The following is a 25,583-nucleotide window of genomic DNA, read 5'->3' as shown; positions in this document are numbered from 1 at the left end:
ACTGGTGTTTACGTAGGAGAGGATTGGTAAGCTATCTAACTCTTACTCCGTATCAGATGTATCGCTATCTACAACCTTGCTTGCTTTCAGTAATTTTTCTGGGTTACTACGGGCGTCATCAAGCAACTCTTCCAATTCTTTCATAAACACGTTAATATCCTTAAATTGACGATAGACGGAAGCAAAGCGAACATAAGCAACCTCGTCCACGTAGTATAATCGTTCCATCACCATTTCTCCGATTTCCTTGCTCGGAATCTCGGAACGTGCTTGAGAGCGTAAGTCTCTCTCTATTTCGCTTACGATTTCTTCTAATTCGTCCAATGATACAGGTCGCTTTTCGCAAGCACGAATCAAGCCACGCAATATTTTATCACGACTGTATTCTTCTCTTGTTCCATCTTTCTTTACTATAAGAAGCGGGGTTTCTTCTATCATTTCAAATGTAGTAAATCGTTTGCCGCATTCCTCGCATTCACGTCTGCGTCGGATCGACTTGTTGTTGTTAAACGGTCGGGAATCTAACACTCTCGTTCCGTTGTATTCGCAAAAAGGACAACGCATCCTTCATCATCTCCAAATTCGTGCCTCAATCACTATCAGGCATCTCGACTCTTTATCATAAGTGTCCCTTATTAACAAGTGTTAGTCAAGGTTGAAACAAATATCCTATTTCCATTTCTCCTTCTTTTTTTTACAATGGTAGGTAGAGGTACATCAAGGGAGGATCTGTACATGCGACTTTTATCGTTACGTCATGTTCAAGCGGGCATGAAATTAGGAAGAACTGTCTTTACAGAAGACGGTAAAGTGCTGCTCGGTGCAGGCATGCAATTAAATGAAAGACTAGTGAGTGGCTTAAGACGCATGGGAATTGATTCCGTGTACATTGATGACCCACGAACAGAAGATATCGAAGTGGAAGATGTAATCCGTCCAGAGACGCGTCAGGATGCATTAGAAACGATACATAAAACGGTCCAGCAATTACGTAATACGAATAAACTGGCTCGGCGCGTATCAGTAAAAGATATGGGTATGCACTTCCAGCAGGTATTTCATAAGATCCTTACTGATTTGTCAGGACAAAAAGATGTCATTATCCATTTATCCAACATCTCATCTCATTCTGGAGCCATGTATCATCACAGTGTTAACGTATCTGTAATGGCAACTGCGGTAGGGATGTCACTTGGATATAATACGAACCAATTGAGGGACCTCGGTATCGGAGCAATGCTGCATGATATTGGGAAAATCGAATTACCTAAGGAATTATTGGACAAGAAAGAAAGATGGAATAAAGAGGAACAAGAAATTGCAAAAACGCATACACGCTTAGGTTTTGATATATTGCGTAAACAACATGATATTTCACTCTTGTCCGCCCATGTTGCCTTTCAGCACCATGAAAGACTGGATGGTAGCGGTTATCCACAACAGCTGCAAGGGAACAAGATACATGAATATGCGCAAATAGTAGGCATCTGCGACTTGTATGATTCACTTACGACCCCTCGTCCATGGCGTAAACGGTTCATGCCACATGATGCTTTGGAATTCATTCTTGGATCAGGTGGATTCCTATTTTCACATCACTTGGTAGATGCATTCCGTCGCCACATCGCAGTCTTTCCATTAGGAAGCGGTGTTGTTCTAAACACCGGAGAATCAGGAGTAGTATGCAGGGTTGATCCAGAATGCTGTCACCGCCCGACCGTCCGTATTATGCAGGATGGTCGAGGAAATGACATTCACGATCCTTATGAAGTAGATTTGAAGTATGAGCTTAAATTGTTCGTTGAACAGTTTGAAAATGAAGAGCTGTTTGAGTTTCAACAAGTGAAAGAGATTTCACCTGAGTATTAAGAAGTTGAAAAAAAGAAGTAGCCTGCCCCGTTGCAATATCAAACGGGACAGGCTTTTTTCGTGACATTAAGTAAGTGAATCTGCTTACTTCCGAAATTCGGATATCACTGTCAGGTTTTAAGATTTTGACTTGAAGCTATTAAGCATGTCTATGCAAAACACACACAAAAGTAGCCGCCTTCTTGAATGAAAGCTGCTACTCTTATGTGAGCAGAATACAAGGGTATTGCAGCCTATTTCTCTGATAAGAACCATACGAAATGGTGCTTATTTTGCGGTAGAGATTCTCGTGGTTACTGCTGTACTACCAGCCTTTTTCCCATCAGCTGATATGCTAGAGTCATCAATAAATTCATAAACCAAGCGTGGAACCAGTTTCTCCATCTCAGTTCCATCTTCTGCCACAGTTTCGTTGAAGAACACATACTGTAGAGCCAGCTTTTTATTTTTCAGATCCAACTTCACTGCTTCTTCTCTTGTAAGTTTTGGTGGCTGGTTACCTTCATCCTTAATAAAATGAAGTCCCATATGATCATACTGATTAAAATTAGTAACCTCCCCTGATAGTGCGTTTACTACTACCCGAAAGCGATCTCCATCCAAAGGTACGCCATGATGTAAGACTCCGAATTTAAATGTGTACTCATTATTCTTAAGAAGCTTCTTACTATCCCATTCTTCTGTGTAATAGATTTGACCCTCATGTTGCGGATACAACTGTTTCATAAACTGAATGGCTCTATCTTTTGCGGTGTCTAATGAAATCGGTTTTTGATTGATCTGGTTATTTTGTTTTTGGCTTGCTGCACTTTTTTTGCTTCCAACTTTAAAACTTTCCAATTCTCCTCTGTCCGAAATACTAATGGTTACCTGCTTACTTTTGTCCTGATCTGGCGCTGTAAAAATATAATCCCATTGTACATAAGTTTTGCCACCTTCTGTAATGGAACCGCCTCCCCCAGAACCACCATAGGAATAAAATTTTGCTAGTTTTTTGGCATAGGTTTCAGCTAATACGGAAGCCTCTTCACTGGTAATTACTTTTCTAGGGGCATTAACGAAAGAAGTAGTTGTTCCAAGACGCACATGTTTTGGTTTGGTCGTTATTACCTCTCCATTCACTGATAAGCCTTCGCCTGTGCGAGCATCCATGAATCGAACGCTTTGATCCGTATATTTGTAGAGAGGGACTAGTCCTTGTGTACTATTTTCTTTATAAAATAGTGTAGGCTCTAGCATGCTCTTCAATTTATTTGCTGCTTGTGCTTCCGTAAATGCAGGAGTTACCGGATTAATTTCCATATCACTCCATTTGGTCAGGTAATATTTGATCTCTCCATCTTTACCTACATCAATACGAATATAGTTCTCCATTACAGGAATACCCTCAACCATGCCATGAAAAATAAAGGAGTGGTATCCACCTGATGTTGAGTGAGCACCAATAAATTCATTAGGCTTAGATAATTGATTACGCTTGGTCAGCGAAGCCTTACTCAAAAAATTGGTAGCTATTACCTCCGCCTGCTTAGTATCTACGATTTTGTCCAAATTTTTTGGGGTTTCATCGTAAAGAGAATAGGAGAGTAATTCTCCGTTCACTCCGTTGAGAGTAGCACTGATCTCTTTTATATCTTTGGTACCTGCATTCCAGACAAGCTCCCAGGTTTTATTTTTCCCGGCTTGCATCACTTCTTTTATGGTGTGTAATTTATATTCTTTTGGAATCGTTACTAGATTACGAACAATTTTTTCGGCTTCACTTTGAGTAATTGATCTCTGATATACTTTTGCTTCAGACGCATAAACGACATCATTTCCAATGGGCAAGACAGGTGTTAGGAAGCTCATTGCTAGTAATATACTGCATGATCCCGCCACCTTCTTTTTCATTCTTCCTTCTGCATACATATATGTAATCTCCTTTCAACTGTTAGCTAATTCCTGCTGTTGAGTAGTAACATTTTTTTAAGTCTTCTATCCTGTTTCTTATTATATCGAATATTAGATCGAGTATGGTAAAATATTTCCAGATTATTTGTAGGATATGTGGTAATTAATCATTGTTATTTTGATAATGGCACAATAGCAAAAAGACACTCTGCTGAAGGAGCGTCTTTTTGCTATTCATCATCTTTGGACCTCTGATTAAAGTCACGAGTGTTCTTAGCTAATTCATAAATAGTTATCCCTTCGAACTTCCAGTCAGAATCTTCTGGCCTTTGTTCGCATAATCAGATACATGTTTCACCAGATCCAACACGCGGCAGGAGTAACCCCATTCATTGTCATACCAAGCAATTACCTTAACATGCTTTTCATCCATAACCATTGTGGATAATCCGTCCACAATCGAAGAATTTTCATTACCATTAAAATCAGTTGAAACAAGTGGTTCCATGGTAAAACCCAGAATGCCTTTCATTGTTCCATCGCTTGCTTCCTTCAATACACGGTTCACTTCTTCTACCGTTACCTTTTTACTCACATGTGCAACCAGGTCTACGACAGATACGTTTGGTGTAGGTACGCGTAGGGAAAAACCATTTAATTTGCCATTAAGCTCAGGTAGCACTTTTCCTACGGCACGAGCTGCACCTGTTGATGTTGGAATGATCGATTGGCCACAAGCACGAGCTCTACGCAAATCTTTATGTGGATTATCCAAATTCACCTGATCATTGGTGTAGGAATGAATCGTCGTCATCATCCCTGATTCAATGGTAAATGCATCATGCAATACCTTGGCTACAGGAGCGAGGCAGTTCGTCGTACATGAGGCATTGGAGACGATGTGGTGCTCTACATGAACATATATCCCATCATTAACTCCCATTACAATGGTAGCATCTTCTTCTTTACCAGGTGCTGTAATGACAACTTTTTTGGCACCGCTTACAAGATGTTTTGAAGCTCCAGCTCGATCTGTGAACTTGCCCGTTGCTTCCACAACGACCTCGACCTCTAATGCTTTCCAAGGTAAATTAAGTGGATCACGATCTGAAACAACAAGCGTACTTTTTCCATCTACAAGAATTCGATTGCCTTCCACTTTAACATCATTAGAAAGTGTACCGTGAATCGAATCATATTTTAATAAATGAGCCAATGTCGCAGGGGGGTAGCTCGCATTAATTGCAACAATCTCAATGTTAGGATCTTGGATCGCTTTGCGGAAAACCATACGTCCAATTCGTCCAAATCCGTTTATTCCCACTTTTATTGTCATGGTATGTTTCCCCTTCCGTTAATGAGTTACTCTAATCTTTATTTATAATATATTAAGTATGTCACATTTGACAATGTGTTTTACTTATAAAAGTTGAAAATTAGACATTTTCAGCACATTGACACTATAAAACCGAAAGATCTATCAAAAAATATGACAGTCAAACCTGTTACGAATATGGAAATGAAAATGTCTTTTACCTGTGGGACCTGTTAATCTGGAGTTTGAAGATGATTGTTGAAAAAAAATATCTGATTTCGTGAGTTTTCCTTTCCTTACCAGCCAACAACTTCCATGATGGTCTTGCTAACAAGCGGGGATTATATAAAAGCATTATCAATCCCACAATGAAAGGTGAGACAAACATGAAAAAATTTATTGCAACTGCAATGGCGGTCTGTGTTATTTGTTCGTCGGCTTCTGTGTTCGCTATGCATGATGGTCACCATCCAACAAAAAAACACAAAGTGCATACTAAATCACACAAAATGCATACCAAATCCACTAAGCACCATATTAAAGGAATGCCTAAAACTGGTATGGGTGGCGCTAGCAACTAAAGAAAGCACCATGGAGGGAAGAAAAATTTTTTCCTCCCTCTTTGGTTTTCATTCGAGGTGATGACGATGCTTACAACAAGGACAAACTTTCTTGTACTTATACTTGCTTTCTTTGTACTAACAGGTTGCTACAGCACACAGTCGGAAAAGCTATCTGTTTCAAAAAAGGAAACGGTACATACAACTCCAAACCAAATTTCCCATCCCATAACTCATGATAAAACCATAAATAAGGCAATTGATCAAACGGGAAAAATAGATCAGATATCAAAAACAGAATCCTTACAAGCTAAATCCTTAAACATTCAATCAAATGAAATACAAACAGGAATGATACCTGTTGAACTTTCTATCCCTGCTATTTATTTACGAGCCCCTATTGAAGCGGTTGGGGTTACACCACAGGGTAACATGGCAGTCCCAAAACGTTTTGATACCGTAGGCATTCTTTCTCCTTGGACGAAACCAGGTCAAAACGGAAACGTTGTTATTGCAGGGCATTATGACCACTATACAGGTCCAGCAGTTTTTTATCGTCTAAAAAAACTGCAGCAAGGAGACAACATTTATGTATCAGACCGTAAAGGAAAACGTTTACAATATGTTGTACAAAAAGTGGAATCTTACAAGACGGCAGATGCACCACTTGAAAAAATCTTTGGTGATACAGACCAGGCACAACTTAACCTGATTACCTGTTCAGGTAGCTTTAACAAAAAAACGCAGGAGCATGCGAAACGGCTTGTAGTTTATTCTGTGTTAAAAAAGAATTGAAAAGCATTACATAGGCAAATTCACTTTTGAATAATATCAGCATTCCATTAGAAGGTTATTCTCGTATATCTGGAGATACACCATCCTACAAAAAACCGTATCAGTCATGTTAAACTGATACGGTTTTTCTCGGTTTCTATTTATTTGTTTTGAAACGATTCCGGATCAGCCACACCTGCAAAAGCAGAGACAATCTTAGCACCTACAGCCATATCAAACGTGCCTTCCTCCGTTTGGAATAATGTACGACCATTCTGAGAAATCGTGCATTGGCTAAACGAGAGTAGCAGTAGTTTTCCATCACGGTGAATCGAGTGCGTGAGGCATCCTTCGATCGTAATACCGCCTTCCATAGCTAGGTGAGACATTCGGCCTCTTTGTACCCCAATCGCCTCTAAATCTCCCTCTGTAAACAATTCGAGTGGACGAGATTCTCCGAGTAAGCGACCTATTGGGGATGAAAATCCTTCGGCATGACTGCTAGTTCCGTGCCCTTCTAGCTCACGGTCATTCCAACAAAGAGCAGTCGGCCCCTCCATTCGGAAAAATACAGCCTTGCCAACATCCGAATGAACGAGGGAAGAAAGTGTGCCTGTCACTTGTAATCCCGAACTATACACTAGCATAGATGTAGCACCTGAGCGAAGTGCTTTATCCAGCGCTTCCTCTCCGCCAACTCGGTAGGCCATACGCTCACTAAAACGCTCCACTGATGCAAACAGTTGGTCAAAGCTTTCGCAGACAAACAACTGAGGCTGTTTTTTCGTAATATCAAACCCAGTTTGAATCATTTCTTCTAAAGAAAACGGACGCTTACTTACTGCATCTGTTAGGCAGTATCTGCTCTCCTCAATGGAAGATAACAAACCAGCACCATAGAGAAGCGGATTTTTCAAGTTACCAATCAAACCGTATTCCACCGTCCACCAGTACAAGCGTGAGATTTGCTCCGCTTCAGAAACATATTTTACCGCTGCCTGCTTACCATCCAGAATCTCTTTTGCGATACGCACTTCTTCTTCTGTAGCTACTGGGTCCTCCATCACTTTGGAGTAAGCGCGAATCGCTTCAAATACCTCGTGTTCTTCTTTGGTCGCAAAAGCTCTGCGTCCAATCTGACCAAACCGCTTCACGTAGTTCGCATACCACTCATCGCTCAAAATAGGTGCATGGCCAGCTGCCTCGTGGATAATGTCAGGTGCTGGTGTGTAGTCGATATGTTCTGGCTTACGGATGTCTGTGGCAATCGGCAATAAACCATGCGCTTGAAAATCAAAGAAGACAACGGCTGGAATAAACCCATCAATCGTGACTGCTCCCCAATCAAAAGGCTGCAAGCAATGATTCATCTCCTCCACACGAGGAATATGATCTAGACTGATACCCGTCTTACGCATCCCGTCCACATAAGCTGGATGGGCGACATCCTTCAAAAAGTGATAGTTTCTATGTAGCACGTGGCGCCATACCTGTTGGTCAACCTCTGTGTATCTATCATATTCTTGTTCCACAACATACGATTGTAAATGTTTTGGGACCATGTTTAGAGCTGCTGTTTTCATGTATAACTCCTCCTAACCTAACTTTATCACTTTTATGCTTTTGTGCTTTTATGCTTGTGTGCTTTTAAGTGGTAAAGTTATGGGTAAAGTATATTCGCGAACGAGAAACACGTCAACCTCCTGAAAAACATTCAGAGTTTTCATTTTTTTACACAAAAAAAACACACCTCTTCCTAGAAAGGGTGTGCCAATATTTGAATTGGATTACAATCAATCCTCTAAGGTAGATAAAACCCCTGTTGGTAACGCTAGTTGCGGTCAGAGTAAGCTACAGAAAACGTTTCTTTATATATCTCCTTGTATCTTTCTTCGTAATAGATAACACGTTGCACATAATGGCGTGTCTCACCGAATGGTATATCTGAAATCGTGTCCGCCTTACCATTCCAACGTTTGCCGGATAACCAGCCTTTTACATTGCCAGGACCTGCGTTATAAGCGGCAATTGCCATGATTTCATTCCCCTCAAACATCTTTATCAAATACCCTAAATACCACGTACCCAGATGAATATTCGTTTCAGGATGTTCTAAATCGGGCTGATACAAGGATTTCATTTCACTTTGTTCCGCAATCCAGTTAGCTGTATCCGGCATGAGCTGCATCAGACCGACTGCACCTTTCTTGGACACAAGCGTAGGCTCAAATTTCGATTCAGAGCGAATCACTGCCATAACCAAATACGGATCAACTCCGTACCGATTACTCGCCCATTCAATTTGTTCCTCATACTTGATCGGATACATTAACTGCCAAACAAACGACGAATTTAATACAAGGAAAACTCCAACTAATATTACTACCAACAATAGTAATGAGCGTCTAGCTCTCATGGACACAACTCCGTTTTAAGCATTTTCAAAAGCTTATTCACTTGCTTTTGTGTCTCAGCTCTATTGCTTGTATTATCAATAACGTAATCAGCCAGATTACGTTTTTCTTCGATGCTCATTTGTGCTCGTAGCCGTTTGACTGCCTGACCTTCATCAAATTCATCCCGTTCCATTAACCGAACCATTTGTGTGGTTTCCGGTACATAGACAACAACTACACGATCCACCATATACGTAAGCTTGCTCTCAAATAAAAGTGGAATGTCCATAAATACCAGTTTTTCACCACGTTGTTCGGCTAGTTTTGCCTGGTCCTTCATTTCTTTGCGTATCTCTGGATGGACAAGGCTATTTAATACCATTCTTTGTTTATCGTCACTGAAAATAATCTCACCTAGTTTTACTCGGTCTAGAACGCCTTCCGCTGTCAAGACACCTGTACCAAAGTGTTTGACGATTCCCTCGTAAGCTGGTTTCCCCACCTCAACCACTTCTCGGGCAATGAGATCGGCATCAATTACGGTAATTCCCTTTTCCCGCAACATAGCAGCAACTGTGCTTTTTCCAGTGGCAATGCCGCCCGTTAACCCTAAAATCATGAGAAATCCTCCCTCCACATTTGGCGTCTTACTTTTGGCAAGTCGGGCAAAAATGTGTGCCTCGTCCTCCAACTACTATCTTGATAATTTCAGTCGAACAGGTAGGGCAGAGTTCTCCCTTTCGTCCATAGACCTGAAGAACCTGCTGAAACATCCCCATTTCTCCTTGTCCATTCACATAGGACTTGATGGAGCTTCCTCCTGCCTTGATGGCTTCTAACAACGTCGAAACAATACTTTGATGTAATCGTTCAATCTGTTCGCGTGATAGGGATTCCGCACTTTTCTCCGGGTGAATGCTGGCAGCAAATAGCACCTCGTCCACATAAATATTCCCTAGTCCCACGAGAAATGCCTGATTTAATAGAAGCGGTTTTATTTTTGTTTTGCGATTCATCAACATTTGTTCAAACACTTCGGTGGTAAAGCCTTCATCCAATGGTTCAGGCCCCAGATTTTTAAGTGGTTCGTTCTGATACTCCATGCCAAGTGGAATAACATCCATCGTTCCAAATTGGCGTACATCACGATAACGAAGTTCTGTTCCATCTGTAAAATGAAAGATGACATGCGTATGCTTCTCTATTTCTTCATCTGATTGATAGAGACCATATCTGCCTTCCATTCGCAAATGGGAAATTAGCACATCTGTATCCAGCACAAACTTAATAAATTTAGCACGACGTTCAATGGAGTGGATAGTTTGTCCTTCCAAGATCGCTTTGAATTCTTCGATATCATCAGGTCTCCGAATAATTCGTGGCAATAACACGCTTACTCGCTCAATAGTTTTATTCAACACTAACTTTCGTAACGTCCGAACGACGGTTTCTACCTCTGGCAATTCTGGCATTCTTCTTAAGAACCTCCTATTTTGCGTCGTACCAGCTTCTGCCGTAGTTTACATCCACTTTAAGCGGTACATCCAGCTCAAGTGCATGCTCCATTACATCTGCCACCAGTTCCTTCATGATCTCCAATTCCTCTTCCGGCACCTCAAAAACAAGTTCATCGTGCACTTGAAGGAGCATACGACTCTTTAATTGTTTTTCTTCTAGCGTTTTTTGCATCTGGATCATTGCCAGTTTAATAATATCTGCCGCTGTTCCCTGAATTGGTGTATTCATAGCGGTCCGCTCAGCAAAAGAGCGCAGATTAAAGTTTTTGCTTGCAATATCAGGCAGATAACGTCGACGATGCAACAGGGTAGTCACATAACCATCCTTTTTCGCCTGTTTCTTGATTTCTTCCATATAGTTCTGAACGCCGGAAAACACTTCAAAATAACGGCTGATGAAATCTCCAGCATCTTTACGTGAAATATTCAGGTTCTGCGATAAGCCAAAATCACTAATTCCATATACAATTCCAAAGTTAACTGCCTTGGCTTGTCTACGCATCAGTGAAGTAACTTCTTCTTTCTCCACCCCAAATACATCCATCGCTGTCTTCGAATGAATGTCCATATCATTAATAAAGGCTTCGATCAGATTTTTGTCCTTGGAAATGTGGGCAAGAATACGTAATTCAATCTGCGAATAGTCCGCTGCAAGAATATAACAGCCCTCATTAGAAGGCACGAACGCTTTTCTGATTTTGCGCCCTTCCTCCAAGCGAATCGGGATGTTTTGCAGATTCGGGTCCGTACTGCTCAAGCGCCCTGTTGCCGTTGTCGCCTGATTAAATCGTGTATGCACTTTCCCAGTTTTTCCATGAATCTCTTTTAGCAATCCTTCAATATAGGTAGAACGCAGCTTACCCAATTGACGGAAATGCAAGATATCGATCACAATCGGATATTTATGTTGTAGCTTCTCCAATACGTCAGCACTGGTAGAATAGCCTGTTTTCGTCTTCTTCTCAGGAGGGATTCCCATTTTCTCAAAGAGTACTTCTCCTAGTTGTTTAGGGGAATTAATATTAAACTCTATGCCTGCCTGGTCATAAATTTTCGCGGTAAGCTCTTCAAGCTGTTTATCCAGTTCCACGCCCATATCGTTCAGTTGAGCCGTATCCACCTTTACCCCGATCTTTTCCATCTCAGCAAGGACCAGACTTAGCGGCTCTTCCATTTTATTAAACAGGTCAGTTAGATGATTTTCTTCCAATTCATCCTTTGCTTTCGGAACGCTTTGCCAGATTGCAAGAGCCTTGCGAGCTACATGCTCACTCAGCATCTCCAATGCTGGAAGTGCGCGTTTTGCACCTTTACCGTAGACATCATCATCGTTTGCTACCTGAATATCAGCTAGGCGAGCAGTTGCTCCAGCTAGAGTAGGATTACTTTCACTTGCATTGATCAGATAGGATGCAAGGAACAAGTCGAACGTAATGCCCTCGAGCTTCATATCATGCCATGAGAGACCGACAATCTCTTTTTTTGCATCAAACACCATTTTATGTTGCTTCTCGTCTGCCAGCCATTCTGTAAATGCAGGCCAGTTCATCGCAACATCGAATGGAACATAAAGAACATAGTCAGCCGAAGCTAGTCCAAATCCAAGCACAGGAGCATAGTGATAATTCTCACCATCCATCTCCACGTACATACTCATTGGCGAACTCAGCTTGTCTGTATGCTCATTCTTGTTTTCTTCATTTATTAGGACATATTGGAACGGTTTCGATTCGGATTCCGTTTCTCCTTCTACTGCGTCTTCCATTGCTCCTTGTCCGTAGCTGTCAGCTGTGTTACTCGCTCCCTTTACTTTGGACAAAAGTGATTTAAACTCCATTTTCTTAAAAAACTCAACTAGTTGATCTGCATTGTATCCTTCGTATGTAACCTCGTTCACCTGTAGATCAACAGGAGCGTCACGTAGAATCGTAGCTAAGGATTTGCTCATTTTTGCTTGTTCTACGTTGTTACGCAGGTTTTCCTGCAGTTTTTTTCCAGATACTTCATCAATATGGGCTAACACTTCTTCTACGCTATGATATTGATGCAATAGCTTCATTGCTGTTTTTTCACCAACGCCTGGAACACCAGGAATATTATCGGATGTATCCCCCATCAAACCTTTCAAATCAATGATTTGCAAAGGAGACAAACCATATTTCTCCATGATTTCATCTGCCGTATACAAATCGATTTCACTAACCCCTTTGCGAGTCAGCGCCGTTGATACATTCTCAGATACCAGTTGTAGCATGTCCTTATCCCCGGTAATCACGGTAGTTTTGATTTTTTCATCGTCTGCTCGTAGGGTTAGCGTCCCGATAATATCGTCAGCTTCATACCCTTCCATTTCATATCTCTTAATGGCGAACGCATCCAGCAGCTCTCGAATCAGTGGAAATTGCTCTGACAATTCTGGTGGTGTTTTGGCGCGTTTTCCCTTGTACTCTGTATATTCGGAGTGGCGAAATACCACTTTACCTGCATCGAAAGCAACCAGAATATGAGTCGGTTTCATCTCTTCAATTACTTTTAGTAGCATGGTAGTAAAACCAAGCACAGCATTGGTGTGCAATCCTTGTGAGGTGGACAATAAAGGCAACGCATAAAAAGCGCGATTAGCAATACTGTTCCCGTCAATCAGCACAAAATGGCTCATGTAAGCCCGACCCCTCTCTGATAAATACTATCTTTCATCTTACCACAGCAAGGTGCCAAACGACAAAGCATGCTTGCCCCTTCAAAATGTCAGAGTGTCCGTTACATAAACACTCATTGTTCATTTATTTTTTCTTTTGTAGAATAGGGAGAAAACAACTAAACGAGAGGAATTACTAATGGAAAAACCGGCTATTTCTCCCTACTTCGCCCTATTTTTTGCCGTATTGGCTATCTCTACATCTGCTATTTTTGTAAAATTATCGTCTGCTCCTGCACCCGTTATTGCTACGTATCGCTTGCTCTTTTCCGCGCTACTTACCTTGCCGATGGTATTTATGGCCAAAGGAACATGGAGCGAGATTGCCAGACTTACTCGAAAACAGTGGATGTATCTGATAATGTCAGGTGCTTTCCTAGCTGCCCATTTCCTGCTCTGGTTCGATTCCCTCAACTATACATCCATTGCTAGTTCCACCGTTCTGGTAACCTTGCAACCACTCTTTGCTTTTATCGGAGGCTATTTTCTTTTCAAGGAACGTCTTCGTGGAATGGCAATCACAGGTGGATTTCTTGCGGTTGTTGGGAGTTTTGTCATTGGATGGGGAGACTTTCAAGTGGGTGGTACAGCCTTGTACGGGGACTTCTTGGCTCTGATTGCAGCCATTGCAGTTACAGCTTACTGGTTGATCGGGCAGTATCTACGCCAAGGTATTTCAGGCATTTCAACAGCAGCTTACAGCTTTATCGTTTATGCCACAAGCTCTATCTTTCTTATCGGGCATTCCTTGTTTTATGGTCATGCTCTTACAGGATATCCTACTACAGACTGGATCTGGTTTATCTGTCTGGCAATTTTTCCAACCTTACTTGGTCATTCTATATTAAACTGGGTAATCAAGTACCTTTCTACCAGCACCGTTTCAGTAGGCATCCTGTTTGAACCAATTGGTACGTGCATTTTGGCATTCTTTATTTTTGGAGATATCGTAACGGTGCCACAGCTCATCGGCGGGCTTATCATCTTGTTTGGTATCTTTATATTTATTCGATACAATCAGGTAAAAGGAGTCCAAGCGAATGAAGCGACATAGCTTTGTAAAAAATCTGGGAGAATACGTGAGAAGCCTTACCTGGAAGGGAAAGCTAATCTGGGTAATTGTTCTCGGCTACATTACAGCAAGGATCATCCAAATCATCTTTTACTAATTGAAAACCCACAATCTACTAGCTCGTAAACACAGACGTTACAAAAGTCTAGCTAGGGATTGTGGGTTTTATCATGTATGGTTTCCTGCGGTTGATCTCGTGAGTAGCTCTCTTTCTGCTCCATCTCTTCCGGCAAACCTTTACGAACGGTTGGTACTTCCCGTTTATCATAATCCAGATCTGCAAAAGAGAACACTCGGACGACCATCATCCCATAAATGGATTTGGCTCGGATGAGAATGGGATATGCATATTGATTCTGAAAACGAAAATCTGGGCCATTCCAGCTAACCGTAGCATCTCTTCCCGGGGGAACGTAAGCTACATTGCGACTATGGGCATATCGCTGCACTATGGATAACCCTGACTTGTCCACTGCATTATAAAGTGTAGACGAAACCTGACATATTCCTCCCCCTACCCCTTCGGACAATTCGCCTTTTACGATAACAGGTGCTGGCAAATACCCTTTTTCTCTTGTACGCTCACCCACTGTATTATTAAAAGAAAATATTTCCCCTGGAAACAGGACGATATTATCAATGGCTCGTGCCGATAGATCAATATTTTTTGCTCTATTTTTATTTCCGCTATTAAAATAGGTTATGTATGAACCAATCTGTTTTTTGGATACATCCCGTAATAGTTGCCGATCTACTTTTGGCAAAACAATGGTAGTGGGAATGAGAAATCCCTTTGCTTCCCGATCGTAATAATAGGAAAGAAAATGTTGAAAGAATGCCTGCTTGTTTAGTTTTCGCCCCAGCTTCTCAGGAACCAGCCTGTTCGAATAGTCCCAATACGCATTAGATGGATGCTGATACACCTGTTTTTCAAGCATGTCGACATAACGATCCAGCTTACCATAATCAAGAAAAAATACACCTTCCGTAAATGGTAGGGCAAAAAATTGTCGATCAATGGATATCAAATTTTTATTTATCACTTCTTCATTTGCCATTGCTACATGCCCTTGCAACATGAGAAGAACGATCATGCTAGCTATCCAACCAGCTCTCTTCAACATTGCTCACCTCCCAGTGGTAGTATGAGCAAGAGAGCCAGTTTTCACTCTACGATAAAAGTAAATGTGCCAAATCACGTTCAGACATGACGATGAACCCTTCCTGACGAAGCAAGGCTGCTGTAACTCCTTCTCCACTTACCTTTTGACCACGAAATGATCCATCATAAATCATGTGGCTGCCGCATGAGGGACTATTTTCTTTTAGAACGACATGAGTAGCCTTTACTTCTTGAGCTAGTTTTAGCGCCTTTTTCGCCCCTTGCAAATACATTTCTGTTACATCCTGCCCAGTAATTGTTATTACCTTGGCTCTGCCCTCTATGACATCCAGTCCATTCCCCCCTTGAATTTCAGCAGGGTCGCGCGGTGTTGGTAGTCCACCTAACACCTCTGGGCATGCTATGACTGCTTTATTTTGCTTGACCAAGTCCTGAATCCTTTCATGGAGACAATGATTCGCATCATATCTGCACTCCACACCTGCTAAACAAGAGCTTACAAGAAACATGCTTCCTCACACCTTCGCGTTTTACTTTGTTACTGTATCAGAATGTATAGACTCCACAGTATTATTATAACGAGAGAAGAGAAGAATGTTGCAAATTCCTAACAAAGTGGACGTTTTCTCTTTGTCATCCACCGTATAATAGTGACTGAAATGATCTTTCATCATAATTGAAAAAGGAGTGATTTTCATGACTAAGACGTTTCGTGCGTTACTTTTTGAACAAATTGACGATCAAGTCCAAATGAACCTACAGCAACTGACAATTGATGACCTTCCAGAAGAAGAGGTTACCATTCAAGTTGCATACTCCAGTGTTAACTATAAAGATGGTCTTGGCACCATTCCTAATCGTACAATCAGACATTATCCTATGATTCCAGGAATTGATTTGGCCGGTACCGTTTTGGAATCAAGAGATGCCCGTTTTTCCAAGGGTGATGAAGTCATTGTAACTAGCTATGAGCTGGGAATATCTCATCCAGGAGGATTTAGTGAAATAGCCCGTGTTCCTGCTAAATGGGTCGTTCCTCTTCCAAAGGGATTGACATTAAAAGAGTCAATGATTATTGGAACTGCCGGCTTCACTGCTGCCCTATCCGTACAACGCCTGGAGGAATCTGGTCTTACTCCGAAAAGTGGTCCAGTTCTTGTTACGGGAGCTACAGGGGGTGTAGGAAGTATTGCTGTTGATATTCTCTCTACACGCGGCTACGAGGTTATCGCAAGCACTGGTAAGGAGCATGAGCATGACTATCTGCGTCAATTAGGTGCTTCCCAAATTATTAATCGCAAGGATCTGCAAGCTCCTGACAAAAAACCTATGCGAAAACAGCTATGGGCTGGTGTCGTTGATCCAGTTGGCGGTAGTACACTTGAATACGCACTAACAACGACTCAGTATGGAGGCTCTGTTGCGGTAAGTGGTTTAACTGGTGGTGGTGACGTACATACAACGGTTTATCCATTTATTCTTCGGGGAGTAAACCTTCTTGGAATCGATTCTGTTTATTGCCCCATGGAAATTCGAGAAAAACTGTGGAATCGCCTAGCTTCTGATCTTCGCCCTGGAAAATTGCATGAGAGTATCGTACAAGAGATTACATTGGAGGAAATACCAGAGACACTGCATAAAATTTTGCGTGGTGAAATACGCGGCAGAACAATCGTAAAACTATAAGCATGTCTAACAGATATGAAAAAAGAGACCGCCAGTACAAGACTGCGCGGTCTTTTTCCATTGTTACTTATTCCTTTTTCATTGCCCTATCTCCCAGCTGGTTAGTGGTAAAATCACAGTAAATATGGAGCCTTCTCCCTCTTTACTTTTTACCGTGATGGTACCGTGTAAGGATTCACAGATGTGCTTCACTATCGCTAATCCGAGACCAGTTCCACCCGAATCCCGCGAACGTGCCTTATCCACGCGATAGAAACGCTCAAAAATACGCCCCAAATCCTTTTCTGGAATACCCATTCCTGTATCTGCTACATCAAGGTAGAGGTATTTACCCTCGGTTCGTATATCAATGCTGATCGTCCCACCATCTGGTGTATAGGCAATTGCATTGGATAAAAGATTAAGTAAAATCTGCTGTACGCCGTCCTCATCTGTACGGATGAGAACATCACTCGACTTTGGCAAATTAAGCGTTATTTTTTTCTTAAGTAATTGATCTTGAAGCAATTTCTTCATTTCCTCAATCAGTTTATTCATGCTTACTTCTGTATAGCTTAAAGTAATTCTTTTTTGTTCAATTTTCGAAAGGTCGAGAATATCGCTGATCAAGCGGAACAGCCGCTCACTTTCATCATAAATGATCTGAAGGAAGTTTCGACTAATTTCTTCATCCTTAAGCGCACCATCCAGCAGCGTTTCCGTAAAACCTTTGATCGAAGTAATTGGTGTACGTAACTCATGTGAGACGTTAGCTACAAAATCACTTCTCATCTTTTCTAGTCGACGAATATCTGTAATGTCATGCAAAACAGTAAGTACACCCTTTATTTCACCACGATAATTGATATACGGTGAAAAATCCACATCCAAAATACGTTCTTGTGGATAGAATAAATGAATCTCATCTCTTCTTCTCTCACCCGTTTTTATAACTGATTCAACATGTTGGCTAAGACCGTAATTATGGTCAATTTCAAAATGTAACTTGCCGATCAAATCATTACTGGATAAGTTAAGCATCTTTTCAGTTGCATTGTTAACAAGTACAATACGACGATTTTCAGCGATCAGAATGACACCACTCGGCATATTAGCCAAAACACCCGCTAGCCGTTGCTGGTTCTCAGATATTTGGTACATCTGCTGTTCCAAACTGGAAGCCATGAAGTTAATTGCTGTAGCCAACTGACCTAGCTCATCCCTGGGTTTGATTTGGACACGGCTTTCATATTCCCGTTGAGTAATATTACGAGCAACACGAATGATTTCTTCAATCGGCCTTGTTATATCATGGGAGATCCTCGTACTTACGATACTACCGATAATCAAGGTAACCACCAAGCCCATCATGAGACTAAACCACATTTGATGGATGGATTGTGTGATTGCTTCCATCGACATAGAGGATCGTACAGCACCTATGATTTCGTTGCTTCCCTCTTGTCGAAGTGGTACAGCAACATAAATCATCTGCTCGTCTAATGTTGTACTTTCACGTAAATCACTGCCTACCTTACCTGAGAGTGCTTCCGCGATTTCTTTTCGATGACTGTGGTTTTCCCAATTCTTATTAGGATCAGACGTATCCGCCAGCACATCGCCTTGTGGATCTACAACTGTGATTCGGACTTCCATTGAATCGGTAAAATGTACAATCTGCTCCAAAAGTCTATCATGACTAGATAATACGCTAGGATCGTTAATCGTCTCTGATACAAACAAAGCTTCTTTTCTTAACAATTCATATTGCGTATCTAAATAGGTCTGCTCCATTAATTTACCGATAAAAATTCCAATTACAATCAACACTAACGAAATTAAACTTAATATGGTAAAAGTAAGCTTCAGACGAAAACGATTCAAAGTATAACTCACCCTCGCTTATCCTTCCAGCTTATAGCCAAGCCCACGTACAGTCTTGATGTAACGAGGATTCTTCGTATCCTGTTCAAGCTTTTCTCTCAGATGACTTATATGGACATCTACAATACGGGAATCGCCTACAAAATCATAGTTCCAAACCGCATTTAACAATTGATCTCTCGTTAATACCCGACCTGGGTTAGAGGCTAGATAATGAAGAAGCTCAAATTCCTTCGGGGTTAATTCAACACGATTATTGTCTTGAAAAACCTCATACTTCTCTGGATAAATAATGACATCGCCAAAAGAATATTGACGCTCTGTCCCTTGTTGTTTTTCTTGCTCCGGCTTAGCTTTATAGCGTCGCAAAATGGCCTTCACACGAGCCACTACTTCTCTAGGGCTAAACGGTTTGGTAATATAATCATCAGCTCCAAGCTCAAGCCCCAGAATTTTATCCAGTTCGTCCTCTTTGGCTGTCAAAATCAAGATTGGTGTTTCTATGCGTTCCTGACGCAAAGTTTTACATACATCCAGCCCATCCATATACGGGAGCATCAAGTCCAAAATGATAAAATCAGGCTTTTCTTCATGCACCATTGCCAGTGCCTGATTGCCATCAAAAGCTGTTACTACTTCATATCCCGCTTTCTCAAGATTAAATTGAATTAATTTAGAGATGGATACTTCGTCGTCCACAACTAAAATTTTCGTCACGATAGGTTCCCCCTGCATTCTAGAGCGTATTTATAGTTCAGTCAGCATACTCCTAGTATGACTGAAACAGATCATTCTGTTTCATAGCATTCAATTTTAGTCTGACAGATGAAATAACGAGAATCAAGTAATTTAATTGTAAAGACTGCGCTTTACAATTGATTAATTACCAAATTTACATCTCATCTCCAACACAAACGTTTTTTGTGTTTTTGTATTTGACTCTGCTTTGCAGAAGTAGCATATTTTCAGGCGAACGACCTTTGATGTTCTTACCCAGCGTAGCAAGAAAGAGTGGGGGAACCAAAAGCGCAACCCATGATACACTTCGTAGTCGACTCTACTTTTTGCGCTTTCCCCACTCTTCCTTGCAGAGCGGCCTTCTACTCTTCCGAGCAGAACGTCAACAGTCGCCGAGCCTGAAAATATGCTTCTTCCTGCTCCCTTGCCACACAAAACACCAAACTCCAAAACTCAAAAACTCAAAAACTCCAAAAAAAAACGGGCTTTTCCATAATGGAAAAACCCGAATTCAATCTTAACTAATGAAGAACCTTCATTACACTGCGAACAGCATCAGCAGATTTGTCTAATGCTTCTTTCTCATCAGCAGTTAGTTCAAGTTCATAAATTTTTTCGATACCGTTAGCACCTAATAGTGTTGGTACACCAAGGTACAAATTGGAATATCCGTATTCGCCTTCTAGAAGAGCAATAGATGGTAGGATGCGTTTTTTGTCTTTCAAAATCGCCTCAGCCATTTGTACTAGAGAAGCAGCTGGTGCATAGTAAGCAGAACCATTACCCAATAGGTTAACGATTTCTCCGCCACCTTTGCGAGTGCGTGCTACGATTGCATCTAGACGCTCTTTGGAGATCAATGTTTCTAATGGAATACCACCAGCATAAGAGTAGCGAACCAAAGGAACCATGTCATCGCCATGACCGCCCAATACAAATCCTGTTACATCCTCAACAGATACGTTAAGTTCTTCTGCTACGAATGTACGGAAACGTGCTGTATCAAGTACACCTGATTGACCAATTACACGGTTTTTAGGGAAACCAGAAGCTTTAAAGAACGTGTAAGTCATAGCATCTACAGGGTTAGATAGGATCAATACAGTAGAATTAGGTGCATATCTTTTTACGTTTTCTGCAACTGATTTCATGATACCAGCGTTGGTATTAACCAAGTCATCACGGGACATACCTGGTTTACGAGCGATACCAGCAGTGATGATAACCATATCAGCATCTTTAATATCCGCATAATTGGAAGTACCAGTGATTTTTGCATCAAAACCAAGAACAGGAGAAGACTCCATCATATCAAGAGCTTTACCTTTTGTTGGGTTTTCCAATTGTGGAATATCAACTAGCACAACATCTCCCAATTCCTTTTGTGCAAGGATGAATGCTGCGGTAGCACCCGTAAAACCACTACCAATAACTGCGACTTTTTTACGTTGGAACGCCATGAGAAAAGACCTCCTAGATTTTTCTTTGTCCGTCTACATTGAAATGCAGGGACACTTAGATGTGTTTTGTCGTGTTGCGGATGTAATAATTTCTAGGTTGAAGAAAAATCCGCTTCTACTAGTATAACTTATCTTCGTGCAATACTACAGATTTTTGATCAATTCATTCGCGAATTCCGATGTTTTCAGCTCATTAGCTCCATCCATCAAACGTGCAAAATCGTATGTTACTTGTTTGGAAGAGATTGTTTTCTCCATTGCTTTGATCAGCATGTCAGCCGCTTCATTCCAGCCCAGGTGACGAAGCATCATTTCACCAGAAAGGATTACAGAAGAAGGGTTCACTTTATCTAGACCTGCATATTTCGGAGCTGTACCATGCGTTGCTTCGAAAATAGCACGACCAGTTAAGTAGTTGATATTCGCACCCGGAGCAATACCAATTCCACCTACTTGTGCTGCTAAAGCATCGGAAATGTAGTCACCATTTAGGTTCAATGTAGCTACCACATCATATTCAGCTGGACGAGTCAAGATTTGTTGCAAGAACGCATCAGCAATAACATCTTTTACGATCAGTTTGCCAGCTGCTTCTGCTTCTTTTTGTGCCGCGTCAGCATCTTTACCTTCTGCTTTCAAACGATCATATTGTGCCCAAGTAAACACTTTATCACCATATTCTGCTTCAGCTACTGCATAGCCCCAGCTTTTGAAAGCGCCCTCTGTGAACTTCATGATGTTACCTTTATGAACAAGAGTTAGAGTTTTACGGTTGTTTTCCAAAGCATAATCAAGAGCAGCACGAACTAAGCGCTCTGTTCCTTGTTTGGAAACAGGCTTGATACCAATACCAGAAGTTTCTGGGAAGCGGATTTTCTTCACACCCATTTCGTCTTGCAAGAAGGAAATTACTTTTTTCACTTCTTCAGAACCTTCTGCCCATTCAACACCTGCATAGATATCTTCAGTATTTTCACGGAAGATGACCATATCAGTTAATTCTGGATGTTTAACTGGAGACGGAACTCCTTCAAAATATTGAACAGGACGAACACAAGCATATAGATCCAACTCTTGGCGAAGTGCCACGTTGATAGAGCGGATACCGCCACCAACAGGAGTAGTTAATGGTCCTTTAATAGCGATCAAATATTCATTAATTGCAGTAAGAGTATCCTGAGGTAACCACTCACCATATTGGTTAAATGCTTTTTCCCCTGCAAACACTTCAAACCATGCGATTTTCTTTTCACCTTTGTAGGCTTTTTCTACTACCGCATCCAATACGCGTACAGACGCATTCCAGATGTCTGGACCTGTTCCATCCCCTTCAATAAATGGGATGATTGGATTGTTAGGAACAACCATCTTGCCATCAGTAACTTCGATTTTTTCGCCATGAGTTGGTGCAGTTAGATTTTTAAACACTAGGAACCCCTCCATGAGTTAATCTGATCTACATTCTATTTTACCTTAAAATTGATTCATATCACATACCTATCACACATCGCCAGTATGAATCATCTGACTATTTCGCTAATAAGTAGATTAGCGTTGGTCAATTTGTACATAATGCTGATTGCTTGGTCCAATATAATCAGCGCGTGGACGAATCAAACGATTGTTCTCATATTGCTCCATGATATGAGCAGTCCAGCCAGACATACGGCTGATGGCAAAGATCGGAGTGAACAGATCTGTATCCAAGCCAAGGGATACATAAACGGAAGCCGAAAAAAAATCGACATTTGGTTTCAAACCTTTTTCACCCGTCACAATTTGCTCTATTCTTACAGACATGTCATACAATTCCGATTTACCCTTTTGTTCTGTTAATTCTTTTGACATTTGACGAAGCCATTTTGCGCGTGGGTCTCCATCTTTATATACACGATGACCGAAACCCATGATTTTTACTTTGTTAGCAAGTGCATTATGGATGTATTCAGGAACATTTTCTAAAGATCCGATTTCCTTCAGCATGTTAGCAACAGCTTCATTTGCGCCACCGTGCAGAGGGCCTTTTAACGTTCCAATTGCAGCAACAATACCTGAGTAAATATCAGTCAATGTAGCTACTGTAACTCGAGCAGAAAAAGTAGAAGCATTAAATTCATGATCAGCGTGCAGAATCAGTGCAGTATCAAATGCTTTTACCGCAGTATCTGTAGGCTCTTCTCCAGATAACATGTAAAGAAAGTTCTTAGCAATGCTATAGTCTGGATTTGGTGAAACCGGTTCCAATCCTTTGCGAATGCGATCGTAAGCTGCAACAATCGTAGGGGTCTGTGCCAACAGACGGATGGACTTACGATAATTAGCTTCTTTGGAGTTAACTTGTGCTTCCTGATCGTAGAGCGCTAGCGAAGAGACAGCTGTGCGCAATGCGGCCATCGTATGAACTCCTCGTGGGTAGGTACGTAAGCTGTCAATTAGTTCTTGCGGAATAGCAGCATTTGCCCCAAGCTCTTTCTTTAGAGCTTCAAGCTGATCGCGCTTCGGTAGAGCTCCATGCCAAAGCAGATAAGTAACTTCTTCAAAGGTAGCTTTTTCTGCTAACTCGTCAACATTTATACCTCCGTAGCACAACACCCCGTCAATGATAGAACAAATGCCAGATTGAGCCGCAACAACACCTTCAAGTCCTTTTGTAGCTGTCATAAGTCTACTCTCCTTTACTGTGAAATAAAATGTAATATGCTGATGCAACCCCTTCCTAACTTATGAGAATTGAAGATTTGGTCAAAAAATTTTTACTTTTCCCATAAAAAAGGCAGGAAACGAACTAAATCATGAGTAAACCACCATTTATCCGTTTAATAAACGGTTGATCTCACCTGACAAATGTAGGAAAGATAAAAATAACAATTCGACAACATTATAAAAGATATTGACGATTTTGTGAATGATAAAAAAACTTTTGGTAGGCTATTATGCGTAAAATGTCGTAAAACCTGATTAAATAGTTTTGTTTTTCGCATAATGATTAAGAGAAAGAAGCCTTCGGAAGACGACCTTTTCAAGGAGGGAACAGTTCTGACACCGGAAACCTGGCTAACGCGACTTTTTCAAGCTTTACGACTCACATGGGTGCTCATTTGCATAATAGGTATCTATTACGCTGTTACAAAGATTACACCACTTATTTACCCATTTATATTTTCCTTAATCATTGCTATTTTTATTAATCGTCCGGTAAACAACTTATCACACCGCTTACGGTTTCCTCGCTGGATATCAGTCACAGTTGTATTAAGCTTGTTATTACTAATTGTCTTTGGACTGGTTACCTTACTCGTTAATACGGTAATTGATGAGATCGGTAAATTCCTGACAAAATTACCTGACATAACGGCTGATGTGACCCGATATTTGCAATCAATGTTTTCTAATGATTATTGGACTAACTTGTTTGATCGAATTCAGTTTTTCTATACACAGCTTGATTTGAATTCAAAAATACAGATAGATAGCAATTTGAGTGAAGCCCTACATAAAGCGGGTGAAACCTTTCAATCTGCTGTTATCACCCTTTTCACAGGTCTGAATACTTTTTTACTATCTTTACCTAATTTCGGTACCGCGCTCGTCATTGCGCTTCTTGGTGCCTTCTTTATCAGTAAAGATTTCTACCTGTGGGAAACACGGATGCGTCGTGTGTTGCCGCGCGGGGTTAACACACGGATGAATCACGTCATTGATGATCTACGGAAAGCTCTGGTAGGATTTTTGAAAGCTCAGTTAACGCTGGTCTCCATCACTGCTGCCATTGTTATCGTGGGACTCTTAGTCCTGAAAGTTGAATATGCTGTCACAATCGGATTGATTTCTGGTGTAGTTGACCTTCTACCCTATTTAGGCACAGGTACTATCTTTGTTCCCTGGATCATTTTCATGTTTTTCAAGGGGCAATACGGTCTAGCCATAGGACTCTCTATTCTTTATGCAATTGTCGTTGTTTTCCGACAGATCATTGAGCCAAAAGTAGTGGCAGAAAACGTCGGTCTTGATCCATTACTGACACTGGTTTCCCTGTTTGTGGGGTTAAAGTTATTTGGCATATTTGGCTTAATTATTGGACCTGTCAGTCTGGTTATCATCAACGCTCTGGTAAAAGCTAATGTATTAGAGGATATTTGGTCGTACGTTGATAAAGGAAAATAATCCATCTAGAAATGTTTAGTGTAACTGAAATAACCATTCTCGATTTACTTACATGAATGATGTGAAAAACCGCTTTTCATCTCTCATTTATTAACTGAGAGGAGAAAGCGGTTTTTATTTGGAATTTTTTCTTTCTATATGAATAAGCATTTGATTTCCTTGCAAAATTCATACCGTAACTACCTTATATTATTATTTATCAATTGATTTTCAATCTACTAATAACTACCCATATTTATTAATGCAATTCTCGTACCAATAAAAGTTAGAGTCTCCGAATAACTTTGTTAATTTTCACTATAATTAAATTTTTCCCACTACGTCATTTTATCATTTCTTTGTAATTGCACGATGCTGTTTCAAAGAAAAAGCTTTGTGTTCATCCTACTTTCGTGGAGAAAACCAGCTTCTCTTTTCACTCTTCGCTAAAAGGGTCTTCGCCTCAAAGAGGGTTT

22 protein-coding genes are annotated in these 25,583 nt (G+C 41.0%); 7 read left to right on the top strand and 15 right to left on the bottom strand.

Annotated features, from left to right (window positions below):
* Positions 1-42 precede the first annotated feature (42 nt).
* Positions 43-564 (bottom strand): transcriptional regulator NrdR, encoded by a 522-nt coding sequence (gene nrdR / locus LM917_RS17485; protein ID WP_232698945.1) that lies wholly within the window; start codon positions 562-564, stop codon positions 43-45.
* Positions 565-735: 171 nt separating this feature from the next.
* On the opposite strand from nrdR, the gene LM917_RS17480 reads away from it, so the two are divergent.
* Positions 736-1,869 carry an HD-GYP domain-containing protein gene (locus tag LM917_RS17480; RefSeq protein ID WP_232698944.1) on the top strand — a complete coding sequence of 378 codons (1,134 nt, stop codon included), beginning with the start codon at positions 736-738 and terminating at the stop codon, positions 1,867-1,869.
* Positions 1,870-2,136: 267 nt separating this feature from the next.
* Here LM917_RS17480 and LM917_RS17475 read toward each other — a convergent pair whose 3' ends face one another.
* Positions 2,137-3,780 carry a YcdB/YcdC domain-containing protein gene (locus tag LM917_RS17475; protein WP_232698943.1) on the bottom strand — a complete coding sequence of 548 codons (1,644 nt, stop codon included), beginning with the start codon at positions 3,778-3,780 and terminating at the stop codon, positions 2,137-2,139.
* Between the two features lie 274 nt (positions 3,781-4,054).
* Positions 4,055-5,098, bottom strand: a complete 1,044-nt coding sequence (locus tag LM917_RS17470) for a glyceraldehyde-3-phosphate dehydrogenase (RefSeq protein WP_232698942.1) — start codon at positions 5,096-5,098, stop codon at positions 4,055-4,057.
* Positions 5,099-5,463: 365 nt separating this feature from the next.
* On the opposite strand from LM917_RS17470, the gene LM917_RS17465 reads away from it, so the two are divergent.
* Both LM917_RS17465 and LM917_RS17460 read left to right on the top strand, forming a co-directional pair.
* Complete coding sequence (locus tag LM917_RS17465) at positions 5,464-5,658, top strand: hypothetical protein (protein ID WP_232698941.1); 195 nt, start codon at positions 5,464-5,466, stop codon at positions 5,656-5,658.
* Between the two features lie 66 nt (positions 5,659-5,724).
* A complete protein-coding gene (locus LM917_RS17460; protein ID WP_232698940.1) occupies positions 5,725-6,432 on the top strand; it encodes a class F sortase in 708 nt (235 codons plus the stop codon).
* 140 nt (positions 6,433-6,572) lie between these two features.
* On the opposite strand, the gene LM917_RS17455 is transcribed toward LM917_RS17460, so the two are convergent.
* The 5 genes from LM917_RS17455 to polA form a co-directional block, all read right to left on the bottom strand.
* Positions 6,573-7,994 carry an aromatic amino acid hydroxylase gene (locus LM917_RS17455; protein WP_232698939.1) on the bottom strand — a complete coding sequence of 474 codons (1,422 nt, stop codon included), beginning with the start codon at positions 7,992-7,994 and terminating at the stop codon, positions 6,573-6,575.
* A 248-nt stretch (positions 7,995-8,242) separates the two neighbouring features.
* Positions 8,243-8,827 (bottom strand): lytic transglycosylase domain-containing protein, encoded by a 585-nt coding sequence (locus LM917_RS17450; RefSeq protein WP_232698938.1) that lies wholly within the window; start codon positions 8,825-8,827, stop codon positions 8,243-8,245.
* Positions 8,824-9,426: a dephospho-CoA kinase gene (coaE, locus tag LM917_RS17445; RefSeq protein ID WP_232698937.1), complete on the bottom strand. Its 603-nt coding sequence runs from the start codon at positions 9,424-9,426 to the stop codon at positions 8,824-8,826. Before coaE ends, LM917_RS17450 begins: the two co-directional genes overlap by 4 nt.
* A gap of 28 nt (positions 9,427-9,454) precedes the next feature.
* Positions 9,455-10,279 (bottom strand): DNA-formamidopyrimidine glycosylase, encoded by an 825-nt coding sequence (gene mutM, locus LM917_RS17440; RefSeq protein WP_232698936.1) that lies wholly within the window; start codon positions 10,277-10,279, stop codon positions 9,455-9,457.
* Between the two features lie 16 nt (positions 10,280-10,295).
* Complete coding sequence (gene polA, locus LM917_RS17435; RefSeq protein WP_232698935.1) at positions 10,296-12,983, bottom strand: DNA polymerase I; 2,688 nt, start codon at positions 12,981-12,983, stop codon at positions 10,296-10,298.
* A gap of 178 nt (positions 12,984-13,161) precedes the next feature.
* On the opposite strand from polA, the gene LM917_RS17430 reads away from it, so the two are divergent.
* Together LM917_RS17430 and LM917_RS24475 are read left to right on the top strand one after the other, a co-directional pair.
* Complete coding sequence (locus LM917_RS17430) at positions 13,162-14,076, top strand: DMT family transporter (protein ID WP_232698934.1); 915 nt, start codon at positions 13,162-13,164, stop codon at positions 14,074-14,076.
* Positions 14,063-14,191, top strand: coding sequence for a hypothetical protein (locus LM917_RS24475; RefSeq protein WP_255668389.1), 129 nt, complete (start codon positions 14,063-14,065; stop codon positions 14,189-14,191). Before LM917_RS17430 ends, LM917_RS24475 begins: the two co-directional genes overlap by 14 nt.
* A gap of 52 nt (positions 14,192-14,243) precedes the next feature.
* Here the strand turns inward: LM917_RS24475 and LM917_RS17425 are convergent, their stop codons facing one another.
* On the bottom strand, positions 14,244-15,218 hold the full coding sequence (locus LM917_RS17425) for a VanW family protein (RefSeq protein ID WP_232698931.1): 975 nt from the start codon (positions 15,216-15,218) through the stop codon (positions 14,244-14,246).
* Between the two features lie 46 nt (positions 15,219-15,264).
* Positions 15,265-15,726, bottom strand: coding sequence for a 2-thiouracil desulfurase family protein (locus tag LM917_RS17420; RefSeq protein ID WP_232698929.1), 462 nt, complete (start codon positions 15,724-15,726; stop codon positions 15,265-15,267).
* Between the two features lie 187 nt (positions 15,727-15,913).
* Here LM917_RS17420 and LM917_RS17415 point away from each other — a divergent pair, with 187 nt between their 5' ends.
* Positions 15,914-16,903, top strand: a complete 990-nt coding sequence (locus LM917_RS17415) for an NADPH:quinone oxidoreductase family protein (protein ID WP_232698927.1) — start codon at positions 15,914-15,916, stop codon at positions 16,901-16,903.
* Positions 16,904-16,981: 78 nt separating this feature from the next.
* On the opposite strand, the gene pnpS is transcribed toward LM917_RS17415, so the two are convergent.
* The 5 genes from pnpS to citZ all read right to left on the bottom strand — a co-directional run bounded on the left by pnpS (position 16,982) and on the right by citZ (position 23,625).
* Positions 16,982-18,766 (bottom strand): two-component system histidine kinase PnpS, encoded by a 1,785-nt coding sequence (gene pnpS / locus LM917_RS17410; RefSeq protein WP_232698926.1) that lies wholly within the window; start codon positions 18,764-18,766, stop codon positions 16,982-16,984.
* Between the two features lie 18 nt (positions 18,767-18,784).
* Entirely contained in the window at positions 18,785-19,483 is a 699-nt protein-coding gene (locus LM917_RS17405; protein ID WP_309241960.1) for a winged helix-turn-helix domain-containing protein, read from the bottom strand.
* Positions 19,484-20,025: 542 nt separating this feature from the next.
* Entirely contained in the window at positions 20,026-20,964 is a 939-nt protein-coding gene (gene mdh / locus LM917_RS17400) for a malate dehydrogenase (RefSeq protein ID WP_232698925.1), read from the bottom strand.
* 144 nt (positions 20,965-21,108) lie between these two features.
* Positions 21,109-22,392 carry an NADP-dependent isocitrate dehydrogenase gene (gene icd / locus LM917_RS17395; protein WP_232698924.1) on the bottom strand — a complete coding sequence of 428 codons (1,284 nt, stop codon included), beginning with the start codon at positions 22,390-22,392 and terminating at the stop codon, positions 21,109-21,111.
* 120 nt (positions 22,393-22,512) lie between these two features.
* Positions 22,513-23,625 (bottom strand): citrate synthase, encoded by a 1,113-nt coding sequence (citZ, locus tag LM917_RS17390; protein ID WP_232698923.1) that lies wholly within the window; start codon positions 23,623-23,625, stop codon positions 22,513-22,515.
* A 321-nt stretch (positions 23,626-23,946) separates the two neighbouring features.
* Here citZ and ytvI point away from each other — a divergent pair, with 321 nt between their 5' ends.
* On the top strand, positions 23,947-25,128 hold the full coding sequence (ytvI, locus tag LM917_RS17385) for a sporulation integral membrane protein YtvI (RefSeq protein ID WP_232698922.1): 1,182 nt from the start codon (positions 23,947-23,949) through the stop codon (positions 25,126-25,128).
* Positions 25,129-25,583 lie beyond the last annotated feature (455 nt).

Origin of the sequence: Brevibacillus daliensis, assembly GCF_021245735.1 — a bacterium.
GTDB lineage: Bacteria > Bacillota > Bacilli > Brevibacillales > Brevibacillaceae > Brevibacillus_B > Brevibacillus_B daliensis.
The sequence above is the reverse complement of the archived record's forward strand: the minus strand, read 5'-3'. Positions and strand labels throughout refer to the sequence as shown.